This window comes from Methylomonas subterranea (assembly GCF_024505185.1).
Lineage (GTDB): Bacteria > Pseudomonadota > Gammaproteobacteria > Methylococcales > Methylomonadaceae > Methylomonas > Methylomonas subterranea.
In genome coordinates, this window is sequence record NZ_JANIBJ010000023.1 from 57,491 (window position 1) to 78,821 (window position 21,331).

General features: G+C 51.4%; 16 protein-coding genes and 1 pseudogene. 13 read left to right on the plus strand and 4 right to left on the minus strand.

Going from position 1 to position 21,331, the window contains the following annotated elements; all coding sequences use genetic code 11:
* The 3 genes from cysK to NP590_RS13155 are packed head-to-tail and all read left to right on the plus strand — an operon-like array spanning nucleotide 1 to nucleotide 3,254.
* Nucleotides 1-906: a cysteine synthase A gene (cysK, locus tag NP590_RS13145; protein WP_256602936.1), complete on the plus strand. Its 906-nt coding sequence runs from the start codon at nucleotides 1-3 to the stop codon at nucleotides 904-906.
* 30 nt (nucleotides 907-936) lie between these two features.
* Nucleotides 937-2,190, plus strand: coding sequence for a hypothetical protein (locus NP590_RS13150; RefSeq protein ID WP_256602937.1), 1,254 nt, complete (start codon nucleotides 937-939; stop codon nucleotides 2,188-2,190).
* Nucleotides 2,187-3,254 carry a hypothetical protein gene (locus NP590_RS13155; RefSeq protein ID WP_256602938.1) on the plus strand — a complete coding sequence of 356 codons (1,068 nt, stop codon included), beginning with the start codon at nucleotides 2,187-2,189 and terminating at the stop codon, nucleotides 3,252-3,254. The genes NP590_RS13150 and NP590_RS13155 overlap by 4 nt, the downstream gene beginning before the upstream one ends.
* 193 nt (nucleotides 3,255-3,447) lie before the next feature.
* Here NP590_RS13155 and NP590_RS13160 read toward each other — a convergent pair whose 3' ends face one another.
* Nucleotides 3,448-4,281, minus strand: a complete 834-nt coding sequence (locus NP590_RS13160; protein WP_256602939.1) for an HDOD domain-containing protein — start codon at nucleotides 4,279-4,281, stop codon at nucleotides 3,448-3,450.
* 274 nt (nucleotides 4,282-4,555) lie between these two features.
* Here NP590_RS13160 and NP590_RS13165 point away from each other — a divergent pair, with 274 nt between their 5' ends.
* The 6 genes from NP590_RS13165 (at nucleotide 4,556) to NP590_RS13190 (ending at nucleotide 15,300) form a co-directional block, all read left to right on the plus strand.
* Complete coding sequence (locus NP590_RS13165; RefSeq protein WP_256602940.1) at nucleotides 4,556-4,951, plus strand: CBS domain-containing protein; 396 nt, start codon at nucleotides 4,556-4,558, stop codon at nucleotides 4,949-4,951.
* A gap of 417 nt (nucleotides 4,952-5,368) precedes the next feature.
* Nucleotides 5,369-6,064, plus strand: coding sequence for an SDR family oxidoreductase (locus NP590_RS13170; protein ID WP_256602941.1), 696 nt, complete (start codon nucleotides 5,369-5,371; stop codon nucleotides 6,062-6,064).
* Nucleotides 6,065-6,598: 534 nt separating this feature from the next.
* Nucleotides 6,599-10,237, plus strand: a complete 3,639-nt coding sequence (gene nifJ / locus NP590_RS13175; protein WP_256602942.1) for a pyruvate:ferredoxin (flavodoxin) oxidoreductase — start codon at nucleotides 6,599-6,601, stop codon at nucleotides 10,235-10,237.
* Entirely contained in the window at nucleotides 10,230-11,243 is a 1,014-nt protein-coding gene (locus NP590_RS13180) for a dihydroorotate dehydrogenase-like protein (protein ID WP_256602943.1), read from the plus strand. The genes nifJ and NP590_RS13180 overlap by 8 nt, the downstream gene beginning before the upstream one ends.
* 865 nt (nucleotides 11,244-12,108) lie before the next feature.
* Nucleotides 12,109-13,875 carry an HD domain-containing phosphohydrolase gene (locus NP590_RS13185; RefSeq protein ID WP_256602944.1) on the plus strand — a complete coding sequence of 589 codons (1,767 nt, stop codon included), beginning with the start codon at nucleotides 12,109-12,111 and terminating at the stop codon, nucleotides 13,873-13,875.
* A 3-nt stretch (nucleotides 13,876-13,878) separates the two neighbouring features.
* A complete protein-coding gene (locus tag NP590_RS13190) occupies nucleotides 13,879-15,300 on the plus strand; it encodes a TolC family protein (RefSeq protein ID WP_256602945.1) in 1,422 nt (473 codons plus the stop codon).
* 87 nt (nucleotides 15,301-15,387) lie between these two features.
* Here the strand turns inward: NP590_RS13190 and NP590_RS13195 are convergent, their stop codons facing one another.
* From NP590_RS13195 to NP590_RS13205, 3 genes are all read right to left on the minus strand, one after another.
* Nucleotides 15,388-16,263, minus strand: a complete 876-nt coding sequence (locus tag NP590_RS13195) for an FkbM family methyltransferase (RefSeq protein WP_256602954.1) — start codon at nucleotides 16,261-16,263, stop codon at nucleotides 15,388-15,390.
* Between the two features lie 511 nt (nucleotides 16,264-16,774).
* On the minus strand, nucleotides 16,775-17,437 hold the full coding sequence (locus tag NP590_RS13200; RefSeq protein ID WP_256602946.1) for a hypothetical protein: 663 nt from the start codon (nucleotides 17,435-17,437) through the stop codon (nucleotides 16,775-16,777).
* Nucleotides 17,438-17,663: 226 nt separating this feature from the next.
* Nucleotides 17,664-18,083 carry a hypothetical protein gene (locus tag NP590_RS13205; protein ID WP_256602947.1) on the minus strand — a complete coding sequence of 140 codons (420 nt, stop codon included), beginning with the start codon at nucleotides 18,081-18,083 and terminating at the stop codon, nucleotides 17,664-17,666.
* Between the two features lie 236 nt (nucleotides 18,084-18,319).
* On the opposite strand from NP590_RS13205, the gene NP590_RS13210 reads away from it, so the two are divergent.
* From NP590_RS13210 to NP590_RS13225, 4 genes and pseudogenes are all read left to right on the plus strand, one after another.
* Entirely contained in the window at nucleotides 18,320-18,796 is a 477-nt protein-coding gene (locus tag NP590_RS13210) for a phage integrase N-terminal SAM-like domain-containing protein (RefSeq protein ID WP_256602948.1), read from the plus strand.
* Nucleotides 18,741-19,293, plus strand: a pseudogene (locus NP590_RS13215) (integron integrase). The gene NP590_RS13210 and the pseudogene NP590_RS13215 overlap by 56 nt, the downstream one beginning before the upstream one ends.
* Nucleotides 19,294-19,324: 31 nt before the next feature.
* A complete protein-coding gene (locus NP590_RS13220; RefSeq protein ID WP_256602949.1) occupies nucleotides 19,325-20,128 on the plus strand; it encodes a ferritin-like domain-containing protein in 804 nt (267 codons plus the stop codon).
* On the plus strand, nucleotides 20,121-21,296 hold the full coding sequence (locus NP590_RS13225) for an NnrS family protein (protein WP_256602950.1): 1,176 nt from the start codon (nucleotides 20,121-20,123) through the stop codon (nucleotides 21,294-21,296). The genes NP590_RS13220 and NP590_RS13225 overlap by 8 nt, the downstream gene beginning before the upstream one ends.
* Nucleotides 21,297-21,331: the final 35 nt, after the last annotated feature.

Consider the following 21,331-nt stretch of genomic DNA (forward strand, 5'->3'; position numbering starts at 1 on the left):
ATGACTAAGGCAATCAACATTACACAATTGATTGGTAATACCCCCTTAGTCAAACTGCAAAGACTCCCGGCCGACGATTCCGCCACCGTGCTGGTTAAGCTGGAATCCAGAAATCCCGGCGGTTCTGTTAAGGACCGCATTGCTCAAGCCATGCTTCAGGCGGCTGAAAAATCCGGCCTGTTGAAAGCCGGGGGCGCTATTGTCGAACCGACCTCCGGCAATACCGGAATTGCCTTGGCCATGATAGCGGCCGCCCGCGGTTATCGCTGCACTTTGGTGATGCCGGAAACCATGTCGGTCGAAAGACGGCATTTGTTGGCGCTATACGGTGCCGAGATAGTCTTGACGCCCGCTGGCGAGGGTATGAAGGGGGCAATCGACAAAGCCCTGCGCATCGCGGCGGAAACCGGCGCTTTCATGCCGCAGCAATTCGAAAATCCCGCCAATCCCGAGGTGCATAGACAGACCACGGCCCAGGAAATCTGGTCGGGGACGGATGGGCAAATCGATGCCTTTGTCTGCGGGGTGGGGACGGGCGGTACGATTTCCGGGGTTGCTGACGTGATCAAAAATCGTAATCCCAATTTCAAGGCCATTGCCGTGGAGCCGACCGAATCGCCAGTCATTTCCGGTGGCAGCCATGGCCCGCATAAGATTCAAGGCATTGGCGCCGGCTTCATTCCCAAAAATCTCGATCTCGATTTAATTGACGGCATTGAACTGGTCTCTACCGAAGAGGCCTTCGCGGTGCGCAAGCGACTGATACGCGAGGAGGGCATCATGGCCGGCATTTCCTCCGGCGCCAGTGTTTGCGCGGCCCTGCGGGTTGCGGCCCAACTGGGCGCCGGCAAGACCGTGGTCACCATTATTCACGATACGGGTGAGCGTTACCTGAGTATGAGTTAAACTCGGGGTTTTTTAGCCATTTTTCGCTGAATGAATGATTCGACATTAAAACCCCGCCCGTCCGGGTTGGGTTACCTTATCAATCGTATCCAGACATTATTTGTCAGCATGCTGCGCATCTGGACGATTCCAATTGTGTTGATGCTGAGCGTGTCGTCCGGCTTTACCACTTATTACGGCTTGTCGCATTTTATTACTCCCTGGATTGCGCTGATCATCACCATCGCCATTCAATCGATCATTGTGATTTGTTCGCTGGAAATGGCCGGGATACACTGGGCCGCCAATCGAACCCGGTACTTTTCCGTGCTGGCCTCGCTTTGCATTGCCGTGACGGCATCGATTACGTTTTCGTATTTCAAATTCTACGAAATTTCCGAACGGGAAACCCTGCACATCGATAGGGTGCAGCGGATCAGGCTGGACATCAAAACCTATCTTGCCAACGTACTCGAGCAAAAAGGTCAATTGCTGCAAAAACATCAACAGGCTCTGGAGCGGGCCTCGGCCGATGTTTCGCGGGCCTATTTCGGTACCCACGATCAAATTGCCCCCGCTTATAAAAATCAGGTCGGAGAGGGGCCTTTCTGGCGGCATTACAATCAGATTTATCAGGAGAAAAAGCAGGCCTTTCAGCTCCGGGAACAGGCTTTTCTGGAATTGGACAGCAAGATTCGTCAGCTGCAAGCCAGTTTGGGCGAGCTGGATATCGCCCAAAATCGGGAGACAGCTTATTACCTGATGCTGAAAAATTATCAGGACATACAACTGATAGTGAATCAACTGGCCAGCAGCGCCGGTTTAAGCTTGCCCGATGCGCCCATGTTGATGAGCTACACCCAATTCGCGGAGGATGTAAAGCCGTCCTTCGCCATGTGGCGGGGGTTTTCCTGGTTTGCTTTTGCTTGCGCGGCCATGGTGGATTTTTTTACCGTCTTGTTATCGTACCGCTTGGAATTTACCGCGCCCGGCCCCTTGACCGCGCAGGAAGAAGAGTTGATATTCGAATGCCTGCGGCAGTTTTCGGAATTTCGCATCAATCAAAACGACGAACTGGAGATGGTCATCGAAAAATCCGAGCTCGAAAAAGCCCGGCGTTATTCGGATTGGTCGCGGATGTTCGTGGTCGGGCTGCTGTTGAGCCGGGGGTTTTTAAGGAAAGTGGATGCGCGCACCGTCGAATTCGCCCCTAGTCTTTACCCGTTGATTGCCGAAAAAATGTCGGACAAGATAGCCGCTCTTAAAGCCAAATCGCTGGTTAAATTGCCGGCCGACCCGTCATGAACAACTCCGATGCCGAACTGGAAGCGTGGTTGGCGGGTGAGGATCTGTTCCTGCCCGCGCTTCAGGATCCCGAACACTGGGTTGCCGGTTTCGATCCCGACAGACAATTGGTGTTGCTTAAAATTGGTCCGTTCCAACGCCTGTTTTTACGCCCCCCGAAATTTACCAAGCGTTTCTATCACCAGCTATTCCCGCTAACTATCGAAACCTGGCCGTATCGGCGGCGGGTGCAATTATTCGACGACTTTTGCACGGTGGATATCACGCTGGATCTGCGCTTTCAGGCCACCTTGAATTATGTGCAAAAGAATACGGAAGTGCTGGAGGACATCAATTCGCATATTCAAGGATTGTATGCCGCCGTTATCGAAGACAAAATCCAGCAGGAGTTGAATAAACTGGCCGATGGCGCTTGGGTGCGGGATGGTTTAGCGGAACATGAGAAACGGATTGCCATTAGTGTTTGCGAAGTCCTGACCCAACAGCATATTCAGGCCGAAGCTATCTGCCGGATGAGCGTCAGCTTTATCGACTTCCCCGAGGTTCAGTTGGGCAAGGATAGCGTTTATCTGCATATGCTGAAGAAAACCTTTGAATTAAACCAGGAAAAAAATCTGGAACGCCAACGCCAACAGCGTCTGAACGAACAACAGGTCCTGTCCGAAAAACAGTTGGAACTGGAGCATCTGAAACAAGTGGCCGAAATGCAGCGTCAGTTGCAGTTGGCCGAAGCCGAAGCGCAAATCCGTTTGTTACAGGATAAGGAGCAACAACTTGCCCGGCAACTGGAAGTCGAAAGGCGCTTGCATTCGGTACAAGTCGAGCACGAGCAACAGCTTAAGGAAATGAGTTTTGAACTTGAATTGCGCACCCAGCAAGAGCTCGAAGCACGCCGCAGAGTAGCGGAAGCTGAGCAGATGACTGAGCGCCTGGCGCATCAGGCTGACATGGAAGATAAACAGACCCTGGCTGAAATTCAACGGCGGGAGTCTGCCCGGCGGCGCTGGTCGGAAGCTGATAAGGCCGAAACCGATTTGCCATCCGACAGAGAGATGGACGCATAGGCCGACTTTGTCGGACGTAAGCAAGGCCGTCTACCCACCGATACCAAAAGGGCACAAGAGCGGGCATTCAGTGCCATGGATGGCAAGCTTAGCTCCGTCCCTGGAGTCTGGGGAAGCCCTACCGAAATGACCAGCGCTATCGAGAATCCGACAAAGTAGAAATTGGGAATTTATTCCCGGAAAGCGCGGAGCTCTAATCGTTTAAGCCTTCGAGGTTGGATTTTAGCGCGGTGATTTCGGCGAGCTTGGCGTCGAAAAATGCCTCGGACAAGCCGATTTTTTCGCCAATCGCTAAGGGAAGCGCCGCCAAAATGTCTGCTTCGTTTCGTCCTTTGTCAACCGCGTCGCTGATAAATTGAGCCAAATGTAGGCAACAGGCGATAGGGGAGGGTTGCTGATAGGTCAAGGGCTCTCCCGAATGCTGAATGGCCTCAATCAATTCGTCGCCGAACTTCCAGCGTCGACACAATTCCGCGCAAACATCTTGGTTGGTAAAACCCAGACAGTTCCTTTCAAATGTGGCGCGCGAAGAATGCCCGGCCCGAGTATGTTGATCGATTTCGTTGGCTTCGCTGGGTAATCCGATGTGTATCAAAAGGTTGCCCAGGTTGCCGATCAGGCCGGCGGTATAGGCAATGTCGCCCGAGAGTTTTGACTGTTCGGCAAGCCATTTGGCATAAACGGCCGTTCTAAAGCAGTTGTTCCAGAATTTTCTCAGATCGAAGTTTTCGATCTTGGGCATTGAACAGACAATGCCGGACGTAATGACCAGCGTCTTCAATTGATTCATCCCCAGCATGACCGTGGCTTCATCGATCGAATTGATTTTTCGCGATAAGCCAAAATGCGCGGAGTTAACCAAGCGTAAAATTTTCAGTGAAATGACTTGCTCTTTTTCGACATTTTTTGCGATGTCCAGCATTTCCGCCTGGGGATCGTTGAGTTGGTTAATGATGGTTCTAACGACTTCCGGAATTTGCGGCAGTTTGGGAATGTTATCGAACAACTGGTTCATCTGAATCGGCATATGGGAGGCATCCTTGAAAAGTGAAAAGCCCCACCAGTTTAGTTGAATCCCGTGTTCGATCAATACGGCAAGGCTTAAAAATTTTTCTCCGTGCCTGATTAGGGGGTGTGCGATGTTCGAGGTATGCGCGGAATCGATTTTAATGCCGGGTAAATGTCGATAAAGCTGGATACTGGTGAGGATTTTTATAATAATCAGGATGGCGAAAACGGCGGGCGAGCGAGAGCCCCGTGGGCTTTCCGTCTAACAATAATAACCACAATGAGGTGATACCATGCTAGCTAAAATTGCAGTTGCCGATTACATGTCCAGACATCCCGTAACGGTCGGTCCGGACACGGAAGTGTCTCTGGCGTTCAAGAAGATGTTGGATCACAAGATCACCAGCGTGCCGGTCGTGGACAGTCACGGCAAATTGCTGGGGATTTTTTCTGAAAAGGATGGCATGAAAATTGTCATTGAGTCTGCGTATAACCAAAGCATGACCGGCAAGGTCAGCGAGTTCATGACGCCAACGCCGCTGGTGGTGGATGTTGAGGAAAGCTTGGTCGACGTTGCCGCCAAATTTCAAAATTCTCCGATCAGGAGTTTTCCGGTGTTTCAAGACGGCGCCATGGTGGGCATGATCAGCCGTGTCGATGTTCTAAGGGCATTGGTATCCGCTCATTGATGCGTTCGACTTTAAGATTGTGATGTAACTTAACGCCGTAGCAAGAATTTTTAACCAACAGGAACGTATATGCAGCATGAAAATCCCGACCAGGGTAGCAAGCGTGTCAAAAACATCGCGGCGGTATTGTATTTGTTATTGATGTTATTCGTGGTCGGCGGGACCTATTGGCATCAACAGCAAGATGGGTCGGAATCCGCAAACGCATCGGATGGATCCGAAGCAGTCCGATAGATTCTGTTGAATTTGTTTCACGCGAAACTCTTAATGTGGCATTACAAATCACTTTAACCATGTCCATTAATCAACATTAAATATATTTAATAACTATTTGATTATAATGATTTTATGTAATTTATTTTTTGATGATTTTGCAATGTTTCGCATTACCTGTTTTCCGAGCGCGGGAGGGATGGCATGCAAACGGTATTGATTACCGGGGCCAATCGCGGCTTGGGGCTGGAGTTTTGCAGGCAATATCTGCAGTCGGGTTGGCGGGTAATCGCAACCTGCCGACAACCCGCCGCGGCTAAGGCATTGAACGATTTGGCCCGGCACCATCGGGATCTACAGGTTTACAATCTGGATGTGGCGGATTTTTCCCAAATCGATGCATTGAGCGGCTCCTTGGCCGAATTGGACTTGGATGTGTTGTTAAACAATGCCGGAGTCTATAGCGATGTCTCCGAAAATGGCTTCGGCCGCCTGGATTACCCGGCCTGGTCGGAGGCATTTTGGGTGAACAGCATGGCGCCGGTTAAACTGGCCGAGGCTTTTCTGCCGCAAATCAAACGGGGACGGAAAAAGCTGATTGTTTCCGTCAGCAGTCTCATGGGGAGTATTACGGACAATACCAGCGGTGGCAGTTTGCAATACCGCTCCAGCAAGGCCGGGCTGAATGCGGCCATGAAAAGCTTGGCGATTGATCTGCGCCGACAAGACATCGCAGTGTTGATATTGCATCCAGGCTGGGTAAGAACCGATATGGGCGGTAAAAATGCGCTAATCGATGTCGACGAGAGTGTTGCCGGCATGCGGCGGTGTATTGACGAATTTACTCTGGCACAGTCCGGTAGCTTTCTAAAGTATGACGGCACGCCGTTGCCCTGGTGAATTTTACCCTCGGGCTTAAATTTAGTGGTTGACATTGCGGTTTATATTTCAGGTTATGCACAAACACTAATTTTGCTTAACGCGCAAAAAATGCTTGACAGGGCAACTTATTGAAATTCAGGTAAAAATGCGTAAGCTGTTGAAATAAAATGAATATATTGGCGTGGTCAAGTTTGATCCAATCTAAGGAAACATCAGTAAAATCAGGGCTTGTCATCCGTTTTTGACATTTAACCCACAGAGTTATCCACAGCTATTGTGGGTAACTCGAGCATGCCGGCATCAACAATTTCATGCCTTTTATCGCCAGTTTTCCGCCAATAGGTCCCTTGCCGGCACACCGGCGCGGAATGTGATCTAAGCTTTCATTCAAGCGGCCCGCGGGCTCATCCGTGCCGCCGATTAAGACCGGCCGCTCTATTTTCTTGGCGGTTTTGCGCGGCCTTGGCACGGGTCTATAATGCAATATAAAGGACACAGCTTTGGGGCGCTCCGTTAACGGCCCCGTCTTCTTCTCAGTGAAAAGGTTGTTATATGCAAATCCAGCAAACACTTACCATTGACGGTAATCAGGCAGCGGCAAGTGTTGCCCATAAATTAAACGAAGTGATTGCCATTTATCCAATAACGCCTTCCTCGCCCATGGGCGAATGGGCCGACGAATGGTCTTCGCGCGGACAAACCAATCTGTGGGGCACGGTACCGCAAGTTGTGGAAATGCAAAGCGAGGCTGGCGCGGCCGGTGCCATACACGGCGCGTTGCAGGCCGGCACTCTGGCCACCACGTTTACCGCATCGCAAGGTTTGTTGCTGATGCTGCCGAATATGTACAAAATCGCCGGCGAATTGAGTCCGACGGTGTTTCACATCGCCGCCCGCTCGCTGGCTTGTCAGGCCCTTTCCATTTTCGGCGATCATTCCGACGTCATGTCCGCGCGCATGACCGGATTTGCCATGCTGTGTTCCAACTCTCCGCAGGAAGTACAGGATTTCGCTTTGATTGCCCACGCCGCCAGCCTGGAAGGCCGGATTCCCTTCATGCATTTTTTCGACGGTTTCCGAACTTCGCATGAGGTGGCAAAACTGATCACTATCGATGACGAGGTGCTGCGCGGCATGATACAGCAGGAATGGGTCAGTGCGTTTCGTAGTCGAGCACTGACCCCGGAAAATCCGGTGCTGCGCGGCACCGCGCAAAATCCCGATGTGTATTTTCAAGCCAGGGAAGCGGTAAATCCGTTTTATCGGGATTTGCCCGAGATTGTGAGCAATGCCATGGACCGTTTTGCCGAGCTTACCGGACGCCAATATCGCTTGTTCGAATACCTGGGGGCGGCGGATGCGGAAAGGGTGATGATATTGATGGGGTCGGGCGCCGAGGCCGCTGAAGAAACCCTGGATTATTTAAATAGGCAAGGCGAATCGGTCGGCCTGCTCAAGGTACGTTTGTACCGGCCTTTCTCCGCCGAACATTTTCTCGCCGCCTTGCCGGCCGCTTGCCGCAAAATCGCGGTACTGGACCGCACCAAGGAACCCGGTTCCGACGGCGAGCCATTGTACAAAGATGTCTTGGGCGCCATTGCCCAGGACGTTTGCCGCGCCAACGGCAAATTCGCCGGCATGCCCAAGGTGGTGGGCGGACGCTACGGCCTGTCATCCAAGGAGTTTACCCCCGGCATGATCAAGGCGGTATTCGACGAATTGAAACAGGAGCATCCAAAAAACCAGTTTACCATCGGCATCGACGACGACGTTTCCCACACCAGTCTGCCTTGGGATGCCGGCTTCAGAACCGATATGCATCAGGGTATCTTCCAGGCCATGTTCTATGGCTTGGGCAGCGATGGTACGGTGGGCGCCAATAAAAACACCATCAAAATCATCGGCGAGGAAACGGCGGATTTCGCCCAGGGCTATTTCGTTTACGACTCCAAGAAATCCGGCGCCATCACGGTGTCGCATTTGCGCTTCGGCCCCAAGCCGATCAAGGCCACTTATCTGATCGGCGAAAACGACGCTAATTTCATCGGTTGCCATCAGACTATTTTTCTTGAACGCTATGACATGCTGGTCAACGCCGCCGACCATGCGGTGTTTTTGTTGAATACCCCCGAGCCCGCCGACAAGGTGTGGGACAGTTTGCCGAAAACCATGCAGCAACAAATGTTGACCAAAAACATCCGTTTTTACGTGATCGACGGCTATGCCGTGGCGGAAAAATGCGGCATGGGCAAACGCATCAATACCATCATGCAGACTTGCTTTTTCGCCATTTCCGGCGTACTGCCGCAGCAACAGGCTATCGAAGCCATTAAACATGCGGTGGAAAAAACCTACGGCAAAAAAGGCCGCCGTATCGTCGAGCTGAATTTTAAAGCCATTGACGAGACCCTGGCCGGCTTGCGGCAAGTCAGCCTGCCTAAACAAACCAGCAGCCAGTTCGATATTCAAGGCCACATCAATGAATCGGCGCCTGAGTTCGTCAAGCGCGTCACGGCGGAAATCATTGCCGGCCGCGGCGATTTGCTGCCGGTTAGCGCCATGCCGGTGGACGGTACCTTTCCAACCGGCACCACGGCTTATGAAAAGCGCAATCTGGCGCTGGAAATCCCGGTGTGGGAAACCGATTTATGCACCGAATGCGGCAAATGCGCCATGGTGTGCCCGCATGCCGCGATTCGCAGCAAGATCTATCCGCTGGAGGCGCTGGAGAATGCCCCCGAAACCTTTAAGCATGCACCGATGTTGGGCAAGGATTTTCCGGCCGGATTGGCGATGACCTATCAAGTGGCGGCGGAAGACTGCACCGGTTGCAGTTTGTGCGTGGATATTTGTCCGATTCGGGACAAATCCAATGCCAGCCGCAAGGCTTTGAACATGCACCCGCAAACGCCCTTGCGCGAACCGGAGCGGGAAAACTGGAATTTCTTCCTGTCCTTGCCGGAATACGACAGACGGCAGCTGAAGGTCAATACCATCAAGGGGGCCATGGTCCTGCAACCCTTGTTCGAGTTTTCCGGCGCCTGTGTCGGTTGCGGCGAAACGCCCTATGTAAAACTGGCCTCGCAATTATTCGGCGACCGCATGATCGTGGCCAATGCCACCGGCTGTTCGTCCATCTACGGCGGCAATTTACCCACTACGCCATGGACCAAAAATCCGGAAGGCCGCGGTCCGGCGTGGAGCAACTCACTGTTCGAGGACAATGCCGAATTCGGCCTCGGCATGCGGGTATCCATAGACAAGCAAAGCGAGTTTGCCCGCGAACTGCTGCAAGGCTTGCGCGCCAAGTTGAACAGCGAATTGGTCGATGCGCTGCTATCGGCCGATCAGTCCGACGAGGCCGGCATTTACGAACAACGGCAACGGGTGGCCGAATTGAAACAGGTTCTGCGGACATTGTCCGACCCGGCCGCGCAAAGCCTGCTGGAACTGGCTGATTATTTATGCAAAAAAAGCGTCTGGATCATCGGCGGCGACGGTTGGGCCTACGACATCGGTTACGGCGGATTGGATCACGTGCTGGCCAGTGGCCGCAACGTGAATATATTGGTGCTGGATACCGAAGTGTATTCCAATACCGGTGGGCAAATGTCCAAATCCACCCCGCTGGGCGCGGTGGCCAAATTCGCCGCCGGCGGTAAAGCCGTGGCCAAAAAGGATTTAGGCTTGTTGGCGATGGATTACGGCAATGTTTATGTCGCCCATGTGGCGTATGCCGGCAAGGATATTCAGACTCTGAATGCCTTTATCGAAGCCGAGGCGCATGACGGCCCGTCCATCATCATTGCTTACGCGCCTTGTATTGCCCACGGCGTGGATATGTCCAACAATCACCGCCAGCAAAATCTGGCGGTCAAAAGCGGGCATTGGCCGCTGTTTCGCTTTAATCCCAATCGCATCAAACAGGGCAAAAATCCCATGCAGTTGGATTCGGCGGAACCGTCCGTGCCTTACCGGGAATTCGTCATGAGCGAGACCCGCTTCAGCATGCTGTGGCAATCGCATCCCGATGCCGCCGAAGGCTTTTTAAAGCAGGCCCAGCAGGATGTGAAAAATCGCTACCGTTATTACAAACAACTGTCCGAACTGGAATGGAACGAAGCCACCAGTGTTTCGGCACTAAAGGCGCAACTGACTACCGACACTGCCAAGGAGACCGATCATGGTTGATTTAACAACGGAGTATTTGGGCCTGAAACTGGCTCATCCCTTGGTGCCTTCGGCCTCTCCGCTGGGAAAAAACCTGGATAGTGCTCGTAAATTGGAGGATGCGGGTGCCGCGGCGATTGTATTGCCGTCCTTGTTTGAAGAGAAAATTGAGGCGGAGTTGCAACAGATGTCGCGTTTTTTTTATGGGCAGGCTATCGGGCATGGCGAAGCGGATTCCTTTCACCCCGTGCCCGATCATGTGCTGACCTATCAGGAGCAATACCTCGAGCACTTGCGGCAAATCAAATCCGCGTTGACCATTCCGGTAATTGCCAGCCTGAACGGCACTTCGTTGGGCGGCTGGATAGAGTATGGCGTGGCCTTGCAGCAGGCCGGTGCCGATGCTCTGGAGCTGAATATCTATCATTTGGCGGCCAATGCGCATGAAGACAGTATCGCGGTGGAAAACCGCTATCTGGATATTCTGCGCGAATTAAAAAGTCAGGTCAGCATTCCTTTGACCTTGAAACTGTCGCCGCACTTCAGTTCCCCCATACATTTTGCCCGGCGCTTGCAAGATGTCGGGGCGGACGGCATCGCCATATTCAATCGTTTTTATCAGCCGGATATCGATCTGGAAACTTTGCAGGTGGTGCCCAGGCTGGAATTGTCGACTGCCCAGGAGGCCTTGCTGCGTATTCGCTGGACCGCGCTGTTATATGGCCGGGTCAATATGTCGTTGGCGGTGACCGGCGGCTTCCATGAAACGGCGGACGTCATTAAGGCCTTGTTGGCCGGGGCCGATGTGGTGCATCTGTGCAGCGTATTGCTGGAAAAGGGTATAGAGCGTTTATCCGAAATGCACACCGAATTGCTCGGCTGGTTGCAAGAGCACGAATACCAATCCATCGGTCAGTTAAAAGGCAGCGTCAGCCAGCAACACGCCATTGATCCTAGCCTGTACGAGCGCGCCAATTACGTGCAGGTTTTGGATAGCTACAGTTCCGCGCCAGGGGTGCTGAGATAGCGCCTACAATTTCGAGCTCAATCGGCGTCAGTGCACGTTGATTTTGGCCGGTCATTCGGCCAAATAGTTGGAATTATGGCTCCACCTGTCGGACGCTTGCGCGATTGTTACGGCGCAGTCACGCAGCGTTCTCTCCCCCTCCAAGATTTCTAGGTTTTTCTGGTATGTAAGCAAGCGCTAAATCAATGTGAGAAAATATCGAAGCGAAATGATAAGGCTGGTCACATTAAGCGGGAATTAGCTTGCATGGCCTCCTGCTTGGTGGTGACCGTATCGGTACGGATACGAAAGGCTGCCGGTACGTACCGCACCGGTTTTGGCGGATTTTCGGAACCACGAATGTCAAGGATTTAACCCTGACGCTCATGAAGGCTCGGCAATCGCCCCGGCAAATGAAAGACAGTCCCGTGGGAGCGGCGCACAGTCGCGATGATGGCCTTGCAAATCGCGACGATGCGTCGATACCACCATGAATTTCAGAGTAACGATCATGAAACTGGTGTATCGCCCCGGCAACTGAAAGACAGACTCGTAGCAGCGATGCACAGTCGCGATGATGGCCTTGCGAATCGGGACTATGCGTTGCTCCCAGCATGACTTTCAGAGTAACGTTCATGAAGGTCTGGCGATCGCCCCGGCAAATGAAAGTAGTGCAGTTGGGTACGGTTCCTCGCCGGACAGGACGCCGTAAATACGTCCGTGTATGCTCGACGGCAGCATCCTTGTTGCCGACGCCTGTCCAACAAGCAACCGTACCCGCCCGATTTTTTACTTTCAGAGTAATGAAATTACCGGCTTTTAACGCAATATATTTAAAGACAATTTATTTTAGCATCGAATGACAAATATCAGAGCTCACAACAATTTGTCTGACATACGCGTGTTATATGTCGAAGACGATTTGGAAACAAGGGAAGAATTACAATCCATTTTGGAATTGTATGTGGCGGAGCTATATACGGCGAAAAACGGCAAGGAAGGATTGGCTTTCTATAAACAATATAAACCGGATATTGTGGTTACCGATATTCAAATGCCGGAAATGAACGGTTTATCAATGGCGGCCGATATTAAAATCATCAATCCCGAGCAAAAGATTGTAGTTTTAAGTGCGTATAACGATGTTGAGTATTTGTTCAGAGCGCTGGAATTGGAAATTCAGCATTACATTACCAAGCCTATCAGCGTTGAGCGCTTGTTAAATAAGTTGTCTGAAATTACCGGTCAGATGAATTTGGCCCGAGAGGCCGAACAAAACCGTAAGCTGCTGGAGCAATATAAATTATTGGTGGATGAAAAAGCCATAGTGGTAAAAGTTGATTTAAACGGCAATATCACCTATGTGAATCAGCATTTTTGCGAGTTGTCCGGTTATTCGGAAAACGAATTATTGGGGCGGCATTATTTATTTGGATTCGAGGATGCCGGCCAACAGGATATTTTGGACGATTTGAAACAAACGGTAATGGAAGCCCGTAAATGGAAGGGATTGCTGAAAAAGAAGACCAAGGCCGGTGGCATTTACGTGGTGGACGCCAGCGTGATTGCCGTGGCGGACCCGGATAACGAGGTGGAAGAATTCGTGGCATTGATGGTGGACATGACTGAAGTCTACGAGAAATTCGAACGCCTGGCGCTCAATTTAAAACAGGATTTAAGCGAACAAAAACATTACCTGCGGGAATATGAACGCGCGCTGGAAGTGGGTACATCGCTATGCGTGATCGATACCGACGGCAAGATTATCAGTGCCAATCGAAATTTCAGCGCCACTTTGGATTACAAGGTGGACGAATTGATTGGGCAATCGCTATGGGATCTGGTACAGGATTGCACCGACTTTAAGGAGCGTATATTAAAAAAAGTCGGCGAGCAGGGGTTTAGTTCCAGGATTATGAAGATAACCGGCAAGGGTGGATTGTTGCGCACGCTAAGCACTGTCATCGTCGGCATACATAATCAGCAGGGCGATATTCATTCCTTGATGAGTTTAAGTCATGATATCAGCGAAGCCATTCAATTAAACGAAGACATTATAGAAAATCAAAAGGATTTGATTTATGTGCTCGGCGAGGTGGTCGAAAACCGCAGCCAGGAAACCGGTTCTCATATTAAGCGCGTGGCCTTGATCTCCGAGTTTTTGGCGCTGAAATACGGCCTCAGCGAAGAATATGCCGCCATGATAAAAGTAGCTTCACCGCTACACGATATCGGAAAAATAGGTATACCGGATAATATACTGAATAAGCCGGATAAATTATCTGATTCCGAATTTCAAATCATGAAAAAACATGCCGACTTGGGTTTTCAATTGCTGAATAAGTTGGACAAACCGCTGATTAAAATGGCTGCAACCATTGCCCATGAACATCATGAGAAATATAACGGTAGTGGTTATCCGGCGGGCTTGGTCGGCGAACACATTGCCATCGAGGCCAGAATAGTCAGTTTGGTGGACGTGTTCGACGCCTTGAGTACCCGCCGTATTTACAAGGAATCCTGGCCGGACCAGGAGATTATTCGCTATTTAATCCAAAATAAGGGTAGCCAGTTCGATCCGGAACTGGTCGACCTGTTCCTGGAAAATTTCGATGAAATCCTGCATATACGCGATCAGTTTAAAGAACTTTAACCCATGGCCCTAAAGCAAATTGCTCCTTCCTTGGTCTTGACGTTTTTAACTCTGTCCGTGGCGGGGGCGGAAAATGACCCGCAACGGCAATTAAGCCTGGACGACTGTATACGCATCGCCCTGGAAAAACACCAATCCTTGAATGTGTCCGCCGCCAATCTGGCCATGGCTGAAGCCCAGTATCAACAGGCCATGTCTGCATACTGGCCGCGAATCGCGGCCCAGGTCAATGCCTCGCGGGCGGACCAGGATAGGACGTTTGCCATGGATGGACAATTTAGCTTGCCTCGGAATATGACCGCCGCGTTGGGTGGCGCTCTGGGACCCCAAGTCGGCGCTGCCTTGGCGCAACCCATCCCCATCAATATGGACGTCAAACTGGCGGACAGGGATTTGATGCAGTCTTCCTTGAATTTGACCTATCCGGTTTTTACCGGTCTGAAGCGCGAAGCCTTGGTGGCGCAAGCCGAGAAGGGCGTCAAGCTGGCGGAACAAGGTCAGCGCAAAACCAACCTGGAAGTGGTGCGCGACGTCAAAAAATATTTCTATGCCGCGCAATTCGCCCGGCAAATGGAAAAGCTGGCCGACGATACGCTGGAGCGCTTCAAGGCATTGGAAGGCTTGACCGAGCAGCTTTACCAGCATGGATCGTTAAAGGTTAAAAAAACCGACTATCTGCGTACCAAGACCACTACCGCCGTGACGCGCACCTTGTTGAGCGAAGCCAGATATGCGCGCGAAATGGCCCATGAGGCGCTGGGTAACGCCATGGGGCAGGGATGGGACGAAAGCTTTATGCTCGCGGAGCCGGAAGCGGCCACGCCCGTCAATGCGGATTTACAACAGCTGGTGGAAGCCGCGCGTAACTTTAACCCGGATATTCAACAGCTTAAACTGGCTGTGCAAATCAGCGACGATCAAATTATCGAAGCGCGTAGCGGGTATTTTCCGCTGATAGGCGTCCAGGCGGAGGTCTATGACATTCAGACGCCGTATCATGGCGGCTTGACCAATGCCGCCAATCGGGACGGCTGGACGATTGGCGTTGGCATGCAATGGAATCTGTTTGACGGTTTTCAGACCGCCGGCAGAGTCAATCAGGCCAAGGCACAACAGCGCAAATTGGAAAGCCAGCAAATCTTGCTGGATCAAGCCATGGCCTTGCGGATCAAACAGCAGTTTCTAAGTATTCGCAGCGCCAATGAACAAACCAGGGATAGCCGGGAAGCCGTCGGCTTTGCCAGTGAAAACCGTAAACTGCATGTGCGCGCCTATCAGGATGAGTTGGTCGAAACCAAGGACGTCATAGAGGCGCAGATTGTGGAAACATTCGCCCAAAGCACCCACTATAGGGCCCGTCATGCTTTGGAAATGGGCTTGCTGGAACTGGAATACCTGATAGGACGAAATGCGCAATCGCTATAGGTTTTCGGCGTTATGTGATCAAAAATAGCGACACTTCACCTGCCGACTCCGGACAGCGTGGGGTAAGGGCCAGAGTGAAACTCGGCCTTACCCGTTTGAGAGGTTGGCACCAGGGGAGAATCGTGAGCGCGTTTCGTCGAGCATTCTCAAATTGATGTAAAGCGAGTTGAACTTTTGGCGCTGAAAATCGCTGCGTGGATTGAGCTCTCGTGTCGCCGGCAAATAATCAAAGCAACTAAAGCCAGCGGCAATTAAGTAGGCGTGCACCTCGTCGTCGGAGTAGCCATATAATCCGCCACTGCCATTGAGCTCAATTATGATTGCCGCCACGCTTGGCAAAAGAGCGCAACTGCCCCGCAACAGAGGCAACTCGAATCCCTCGACGTCAATCTTCACCACTAGCGGCGACAGGCCGGTTTGTGCGACCAGTTCATCAGCCGTCAGCACGTCGACTTCAATGGTCTCAGTATCTCTGGGCGTTGCGACACGATTCATTCCACCAAGGGCAAGGGTGAAGCCCAGTTTTCCCGCCGTGTGGGATAGTCCGCAACGAACCGCTTGGCCTTCCACGCAATTCAGTCGAAGGTTTTCCTGAAGTCGAGCATAGGTATCGGGGACTGGTTCGGCAGCCAGCACTGTCGCACCCAGCGAACCGGCAAGAACGCTGTATACGCCAACATTGGCGCCAAAGTCGCCAAATATATCGCCGGGCCGTAAAAAATCCGTCAGGAACGACATTTCATCAAAGTCGTACAAGCCGCATGTATATGCCAGCGTCGCGTAGTTTTCGCGATTGGACAGAATCACCCTGGCCTTGGGTGCAATATTTATCACATAGTCTGCTTGATCTAACAGGCGTCTTCCCACGTTCCATCCGAGGTACCGAAGAAACGCCGAAATGCGATCGTTACGGTTTGAGGGATGATCCAGTATCTCTTTGATTCGCCTTAGTCGATGTTTCATCAAAAATCTCTCAAGCGCCTTGGAAAGTCGCGGTTAGCGGTCGTGAACAGAGCGTCCTCTTCTTGTTGAATCGGACTACCCTGGATTTCCCATTCAAACCAATTGCTCCACTCAAAATACAACTCCTGCTTGCCTTTTTTCAAAGTGTAACTATCAAAATCGATACCCTTGTCAAAAGCAAGACGATTGTATTGATCAGATATTTTCCAGCCATCAATTTTTTAGCTTGACCAGAATTTCATTTCCTATCTCTGTTGCAATATTCTCAATCTTCATAATCAAGCCGTTTCAGATTCACACATAACGTAGAGTTGAGGGTCGCGACGGTAGGAGTGTCCGGGTCGACACAATGTTATACCTTGCGCACCTAATTGCATATTTCGGGTGTCGCTTGGTACAGGCAGAATGGGGCGTAGGGCGGATTCGCGATAGCAATCCGCCATGTCGAGGCCAGCACCTTGGTTAGCGCCATGGCGGATTGTCGCTACCGCTCCGAATCCGCCTTACGTGTTTAATTTTTAACAGAATTTAACGAACGTGCCTCACCTGCATCTTTAACTTTGGCATCACCATCATGTACCCAATCCGAAAGAGGAAAATCATCTGACAAAGGAACTTGTATGTCACCATCCCAAAGTCCAAAAAGTTCTGGGTTGTTGCTATTGTTGCTTTTTATCCAATAGCGCAACTGCTTTGAAGTCAATCGCTCAGTTTTCAACGTAAAGCTATCGTCTTTATGCTCCACCGCAACATTAACTATTTTCTGTGATATTCCGTCCGGGACAGTCGCGAGTCCACCAGGAAACGCTTTTTGTAACACCATCACCGGAATTCCCAAAACCATGTCCACAAATGCAAACGGATTTGCTGCCGGATTAGTTCTTGGAGAAATAATCGCTGATGGCTCAACACCAAAGAAAAATTCGGCGCGGTTTGCACGAAAAATATGCAGCCTTTTTGAAACGACTCCTTTTTCTTCGATTTCAAAGGCAGTATCCCCATCAAGGTAGCGAATAGCACGCAATCGCGGTTTTTGAATATTTTGCCCTTCCCCCTGAACTTCCAACACGCCGTAACATGCCCAAGGAAATTTAACACACATGTCTACAGTATTTAATGCAGCAGCCGCACCGGAGAAACTAAAGACTATCGCAAAGAATAGGACGCGTATCATAAGTTCACCCCAACTAACAACCTTTACCCTAGGAGCCTGTCCGAGAATAGGAAATAAGAAAAATGGATCACAATATATAGCGCCAAACACCAAATCCAAGCACAGCATATTGTGGCGAAAACTTCATTGACTACATTGTCGGACAGGCTCCTAGAAAGCCTAACGTGGAGTTCAGGGGCGCGGCGCCGTTAGGCGGAGCGTCCCTTGGAACGAATGGTTAGATAGCTTAGGCATTTTTACGGCGCTGAGTGGCTATAACGCCCCACGCTATCCAAATGACACTACCAAATACCGTGACAACGACAAGAAGGATGTCGAGGAGTAGGGCGCCGAATACGCCATCTCTATGTAAGCCACAAGCTCCCCACGGCCGAAATGATTCACCAAGGGCATCAACCCTAATTGCCAAATGTAAAGCCAGCACAGGCAACCATATGAGCAGAGAATTCCGAGATTTTGATGTGGATAGGAAAGCTAAACAGAGGAATGAGGGAATCCCAATGGCCAATAGCCACTCGAACACTCCGGCAGCAGCAAATGAATCTAAAACAGTAGGAATAGGTGGGCGGTTGCCAGGTTCACACAACCATTTATTCAAGGGTCCGCTCCAAGCACTCTGTCTGCCTAACGCGATAACTTCCATCATTGTGCTTATGACGAAAAAGAAACCGACAAAGAGACGTTTGGTGAGATGTGGCATCTAACTATTGATTATCAGGCAAATCTGCCCGATAAGTTGATATTACCCGGCTTTTCAGGCGCTTTTGCTCTGATAACTCCCAAACCTGGCAAATGTGCCTTGATAATCCGATATTAGCCATAAATTCGGGCAGATTTGCCTATATAATAGATTTTCGCCTGACTATAGTTGTTAATAATCTTATGTCAAGTCCAAAATCGCCGACGTTGTTGGAAGATGTTCGCCGCGTCATGCGGCTCAAGCATTATTCGCTGCATACCGAACGAACCTATTCCGAGTGGATCAAGCAGTTCGTGAAGTTTCATCAACTGAACGAGCGTGCTGGGCTGTTTGAAAACAGCGAGGCCAAGATAGAAGCGTTTTTGAGCTATCTGGCGACAGAGCGCAAGGTGGCATCGGCCACCCAAAATCAGGCGATGAATGCATTGGTGTTTTTATACAAACAGGTGCTGAATATGCCGCTGACCCGGCGCATCGAGGCTATCCGTTCCAAAACCAGTCGCCATGTGCCGGTGGTGTTGACGATAGACGAGGTCAAGCAGGTTTTGCCGCGCGTGGAAGGCGTGGCGCAGTTGGTGGTTAAGCTTTTTATACGGCAGTGGTTTGAGGATTACCGAGGCTGTCCGGTTGCGGGTGCGGGATGTCGATTACGGCTATAAGCAGATTACCGTGCGTTCCGGCAAAGGCGACAAAGATAGGGTTACCACGTTCTCGGCAAGCTTGATGCCTTTATTGCAGAATCATTTGGAAAAGGTCAAGGCGATTCACGAACAGGATTTGGCGGCCGGTTTCGGCGCGGTGTATTTGCCGTACGCCTTGGCTAAAAAGTATCCCAATGCCGAGCGAGAATGGGTCTGGCAATATGTGTTTCCAGCGCGTTCCTTATCGGTCGATCCCTTGTCCGGCGCAACTCGACGCCATCATATCGATCAATCGTTGGTGAATAAGGCTATCAAGGCCGCGGTTCGGCAAGCGGGTTTCCGCGCATACCTTTCGGCACAGCTTTGCCACGCATTTGCTGCAACGCGGTACCGATATTCGAACCATTCAGGCCTTATTGGGGCATGGTGATCTGGAAACGACGATGATTTATACCCATGTTTTGAATCAGGGCGGGCAGGGCGTCATCAGTCCGCTGGACGATTTGGCTATTTGATTTGGTTAGGGCGACGATTTAGGGAGAAAACTTGAACATTATTTTCGATTTAGCCGAGCGCTGTTTATTCGATGCCGACATTGCGCGCAAATTGGAAACAACCCATCAAGCCCGGCAGCTGGCGCAAGCAGGTCGGTTGTCGTTCGAGCCCACCGCCCCGCCCAAGCCGATTGCCGGCACGCTGTTTCCGGATAAGCCTCTATTGTTGATGCCGCGCGACATGCCGCGCCGGCGGCTGGATACCGTTGAAGGCAAGGCGGCTTTTTTTCATGCGCTGGCGCATATCGAGTTTATGGCGATTTATCTGGCTTGGGACATCATCTACCGGTTTCGCGGTTTGCCGGCAGCGTTTTATCGGGATTGGCTCAAGATTGCCGATGAAGAGGCGCTTCATTTCGAGTTGCTGAGACGGCATCTTTCCAGCTTTGGCGTTGGGTACGGCGATTTGCCTGCCCATAAGGGCTTGTGGACGCACGCCGTGGATACGGCGGATGACATTCTGGCGCGGCTGGCGGTGGTGCCGCGTTGCATGGAGGCGCGCGGGCTGGATGTGACGCCGGCCATGATAGAGAAGTTGCGCGCCTTCGGCGACGACGCCGGGGTGGCTATTTTGCAGCGGATATACCGGGACGAGGTAGGGCATGTCGAACGCGGATCGTATTGGTTTAACGTTTTTTGCCGGCAAGCCGGTCTGGAGCCCGAGCATATATATAAGGAAAAAATTCTGGCTTGTTACCAGGGCAAACCCAAGGGGCCGTTCAATCGAGAAGTGCGTATAATCGCCGGCTTCACGCATAACGAAATCGACTGGCTGGAGGAAAGGTTGCATGAATAACAAACCGGTTTTTGATTATCCGCTGTTTGCCATGGGGTTTAGGGTCTTTTTCGCCTTGGCCGGGCTGTCGGCCCTGGCTTTAATTGCGGTTTGGAATTCGCTGTCCAACGGTTCGTTGCATATCGATAACTATTTTCCGGCCACTTTCTGGCACGCTCACGAAATGTTGCTGGGCTATGCGACCGCAGTAATTGCCGGGTTTTTGTTGACGGCGGTCAGAAACTGGACCGACACGGAAACCACTCGTCCGGATCAGTTGGCTGCCTTGTGTTTTTTATGGATTTACGGCCGCGTGTTGCCGTTGTATTCCGAGTTGGTGCCGGACGTGTTGATCGCCGCCGTCGATTTTGCGTTTTTGCCGGCGTTGGCTTTTTTTGTTGGTAAGCCCTTGCTACGGACCGGTAACTACAAAAATCTGATTTTTACCTGCTTGTTGCTGTTAATGGCCGCGGGTAATGCTTTGATCCACGCACAAGTTTTGGGTTTCAGCGAAACCGGCGCGATGGTGGGCTTGAATCTGGTGCTGGCCTTGATCGTAACGATGATTTTGCTGATTGCCGGACGGGTGTTTCCATTTTTTACCGAACGCGGTTTGTCCGGGGTGATCTGCATCCGCAACCCGGGTTTGGATGCGGTCGCGGTGGCGGTAAGCGCGGGTGTGTTTATTTTGCTGATATCGGGTGTTTCCGGGCTGGTTTTGATGTTGGCCGCGCTGGCGGCCCTGGCGCTGAACGCGATGCGGGTATCGGCGTGGTACGACAGCCGCATCTGGTTCGTGCCCTTGCTGTGGGTACTGTATATCGGCTACGGCTGGGTCATTTTGGGTTTCGGCCTGCTGGCCTTGTCGGCCTACGGGATCGTGCCGTCGTCCTTGTCTCTGCATGCCTTTACGGTAGGCGGTATCGGCGTTTTGACCCTGGGCATGATGGCGCGGGTTTCCCTGGGGCATACCGGCAGAGCTTTGAAAGCATCTAATCTGATGGCGATTGCATTTGTGTTGATCAATCTGGCGGCTTTATTACGGGTGTTGTTCCCCGCGCTTTTACCTGGGTGGTACGGCGGCTTTGTTCTGGTCTCGAGTTATTGCTGGCTGGCGGCGTTTTCCTTGTTTGCCTATCAGTTTCTACCCATTTTAAGCGCGTCGCGTCCGGATGGGCGGGTGGGATAGATTTTTTTATGGGCATAAAAAAGGCGGCCAATGGC

Bases quoted from the DNA above. Each gene is read 5' to 3' on its own strand.
- cysK (WP_256602936.1), top strand. From the start codon at position 1: ATGACTAAGGCAATCAACATTACACAATTGATTGGTAATACCCCCTTA.
- NP590_RS13150 (WP_256602937.1), top strand. From the start codon at position 937: ATGAATGATTCGACATTAAAACCCCGCCCGTCCGGGTTGGGTTACCTT.
- NP590_RS13155 (WP_256602938.1), top strand. From the start codon at position 2,187: ATGAACAACTCCGATGCCGAACTGGAAGCGTGGTTGGCGGGTGAGGAT.
- NP590_RS13160 (WP_256602939.1), bottom strand. From the start codon at position 4,281: ATGCCGATTCAGATGAACCAGTTGTTCGATAACATTCCCAAACTGCCG.
- NP590_RS13165 (WP_256602940.1), top strand. From the start codon at position 4,556: ATGCTAGCTAAAATTGCAGTTGCCGATTACATGTCCAGACATCCCGTA.
- NP590_RS13170 (WP_256602941.1), top strand. From the start codon at position 5,369: ATGCAAACGGTATTGATTACCGGGGCCAATCGCGGCTTGGGGCTGGAG.
- nifJ (WP_256602942.1), top strand. From the start codon at position 6,599: ATGCAAATCCAGCAAACACTTACCATTGACGGTAATCAGGCAGCGGCA.
- NP590_RS13180 (WP_256602943.1), top strand. From the start codon at position 10,230: ATGGTTGATTTAACAACGGAGTATTTGGGCCTGAAACTGGCTCATCCC.
- NP590_RS13190 (WP_256602945.1), top strand. From the start codon at position 13,879: ATGGCCCTAAAGCAAATTGCTCCTTCCTTGGTCTTGACGTTTTTAACT.
- NP590_RS13195 (WP_256602954.1), bottom strand. From the start codon at position 16,263: ATGAAACATCGACTAAGGCGAATCAAAGAGATACTGGATCATCCCTCA.
- NP590_RS13200 (WP_256602946.1), bottom strand. From the start codon at position 17,437: ATGATACGCGTCCTATTCTTTGCGATAGTCTTTAGTTTCTCCGGTGCG.
- NP590_RS13205 (WP_256602947.1), bottom strand. From the start codon at position 18,083: ATGATGGAAGTTATCGCGTTAGGCAGACAGAGTGCTTGGAGCGGACCC.
- NP590_RS13210 (WP_256602948.1), top strand. From the start codon at position 18,320: ATGTCAAGTCCAAAATCGCCGACGTTGTTGGAAGATGTTCGCCGCGTC.
- NP590_RS13225 (WP_256602950.1), top strand. From the start codon at position 20,121: ATGAATAACAAACCGGTTTTTGATTATCCGCTGTTTGCCATGGGGTTT.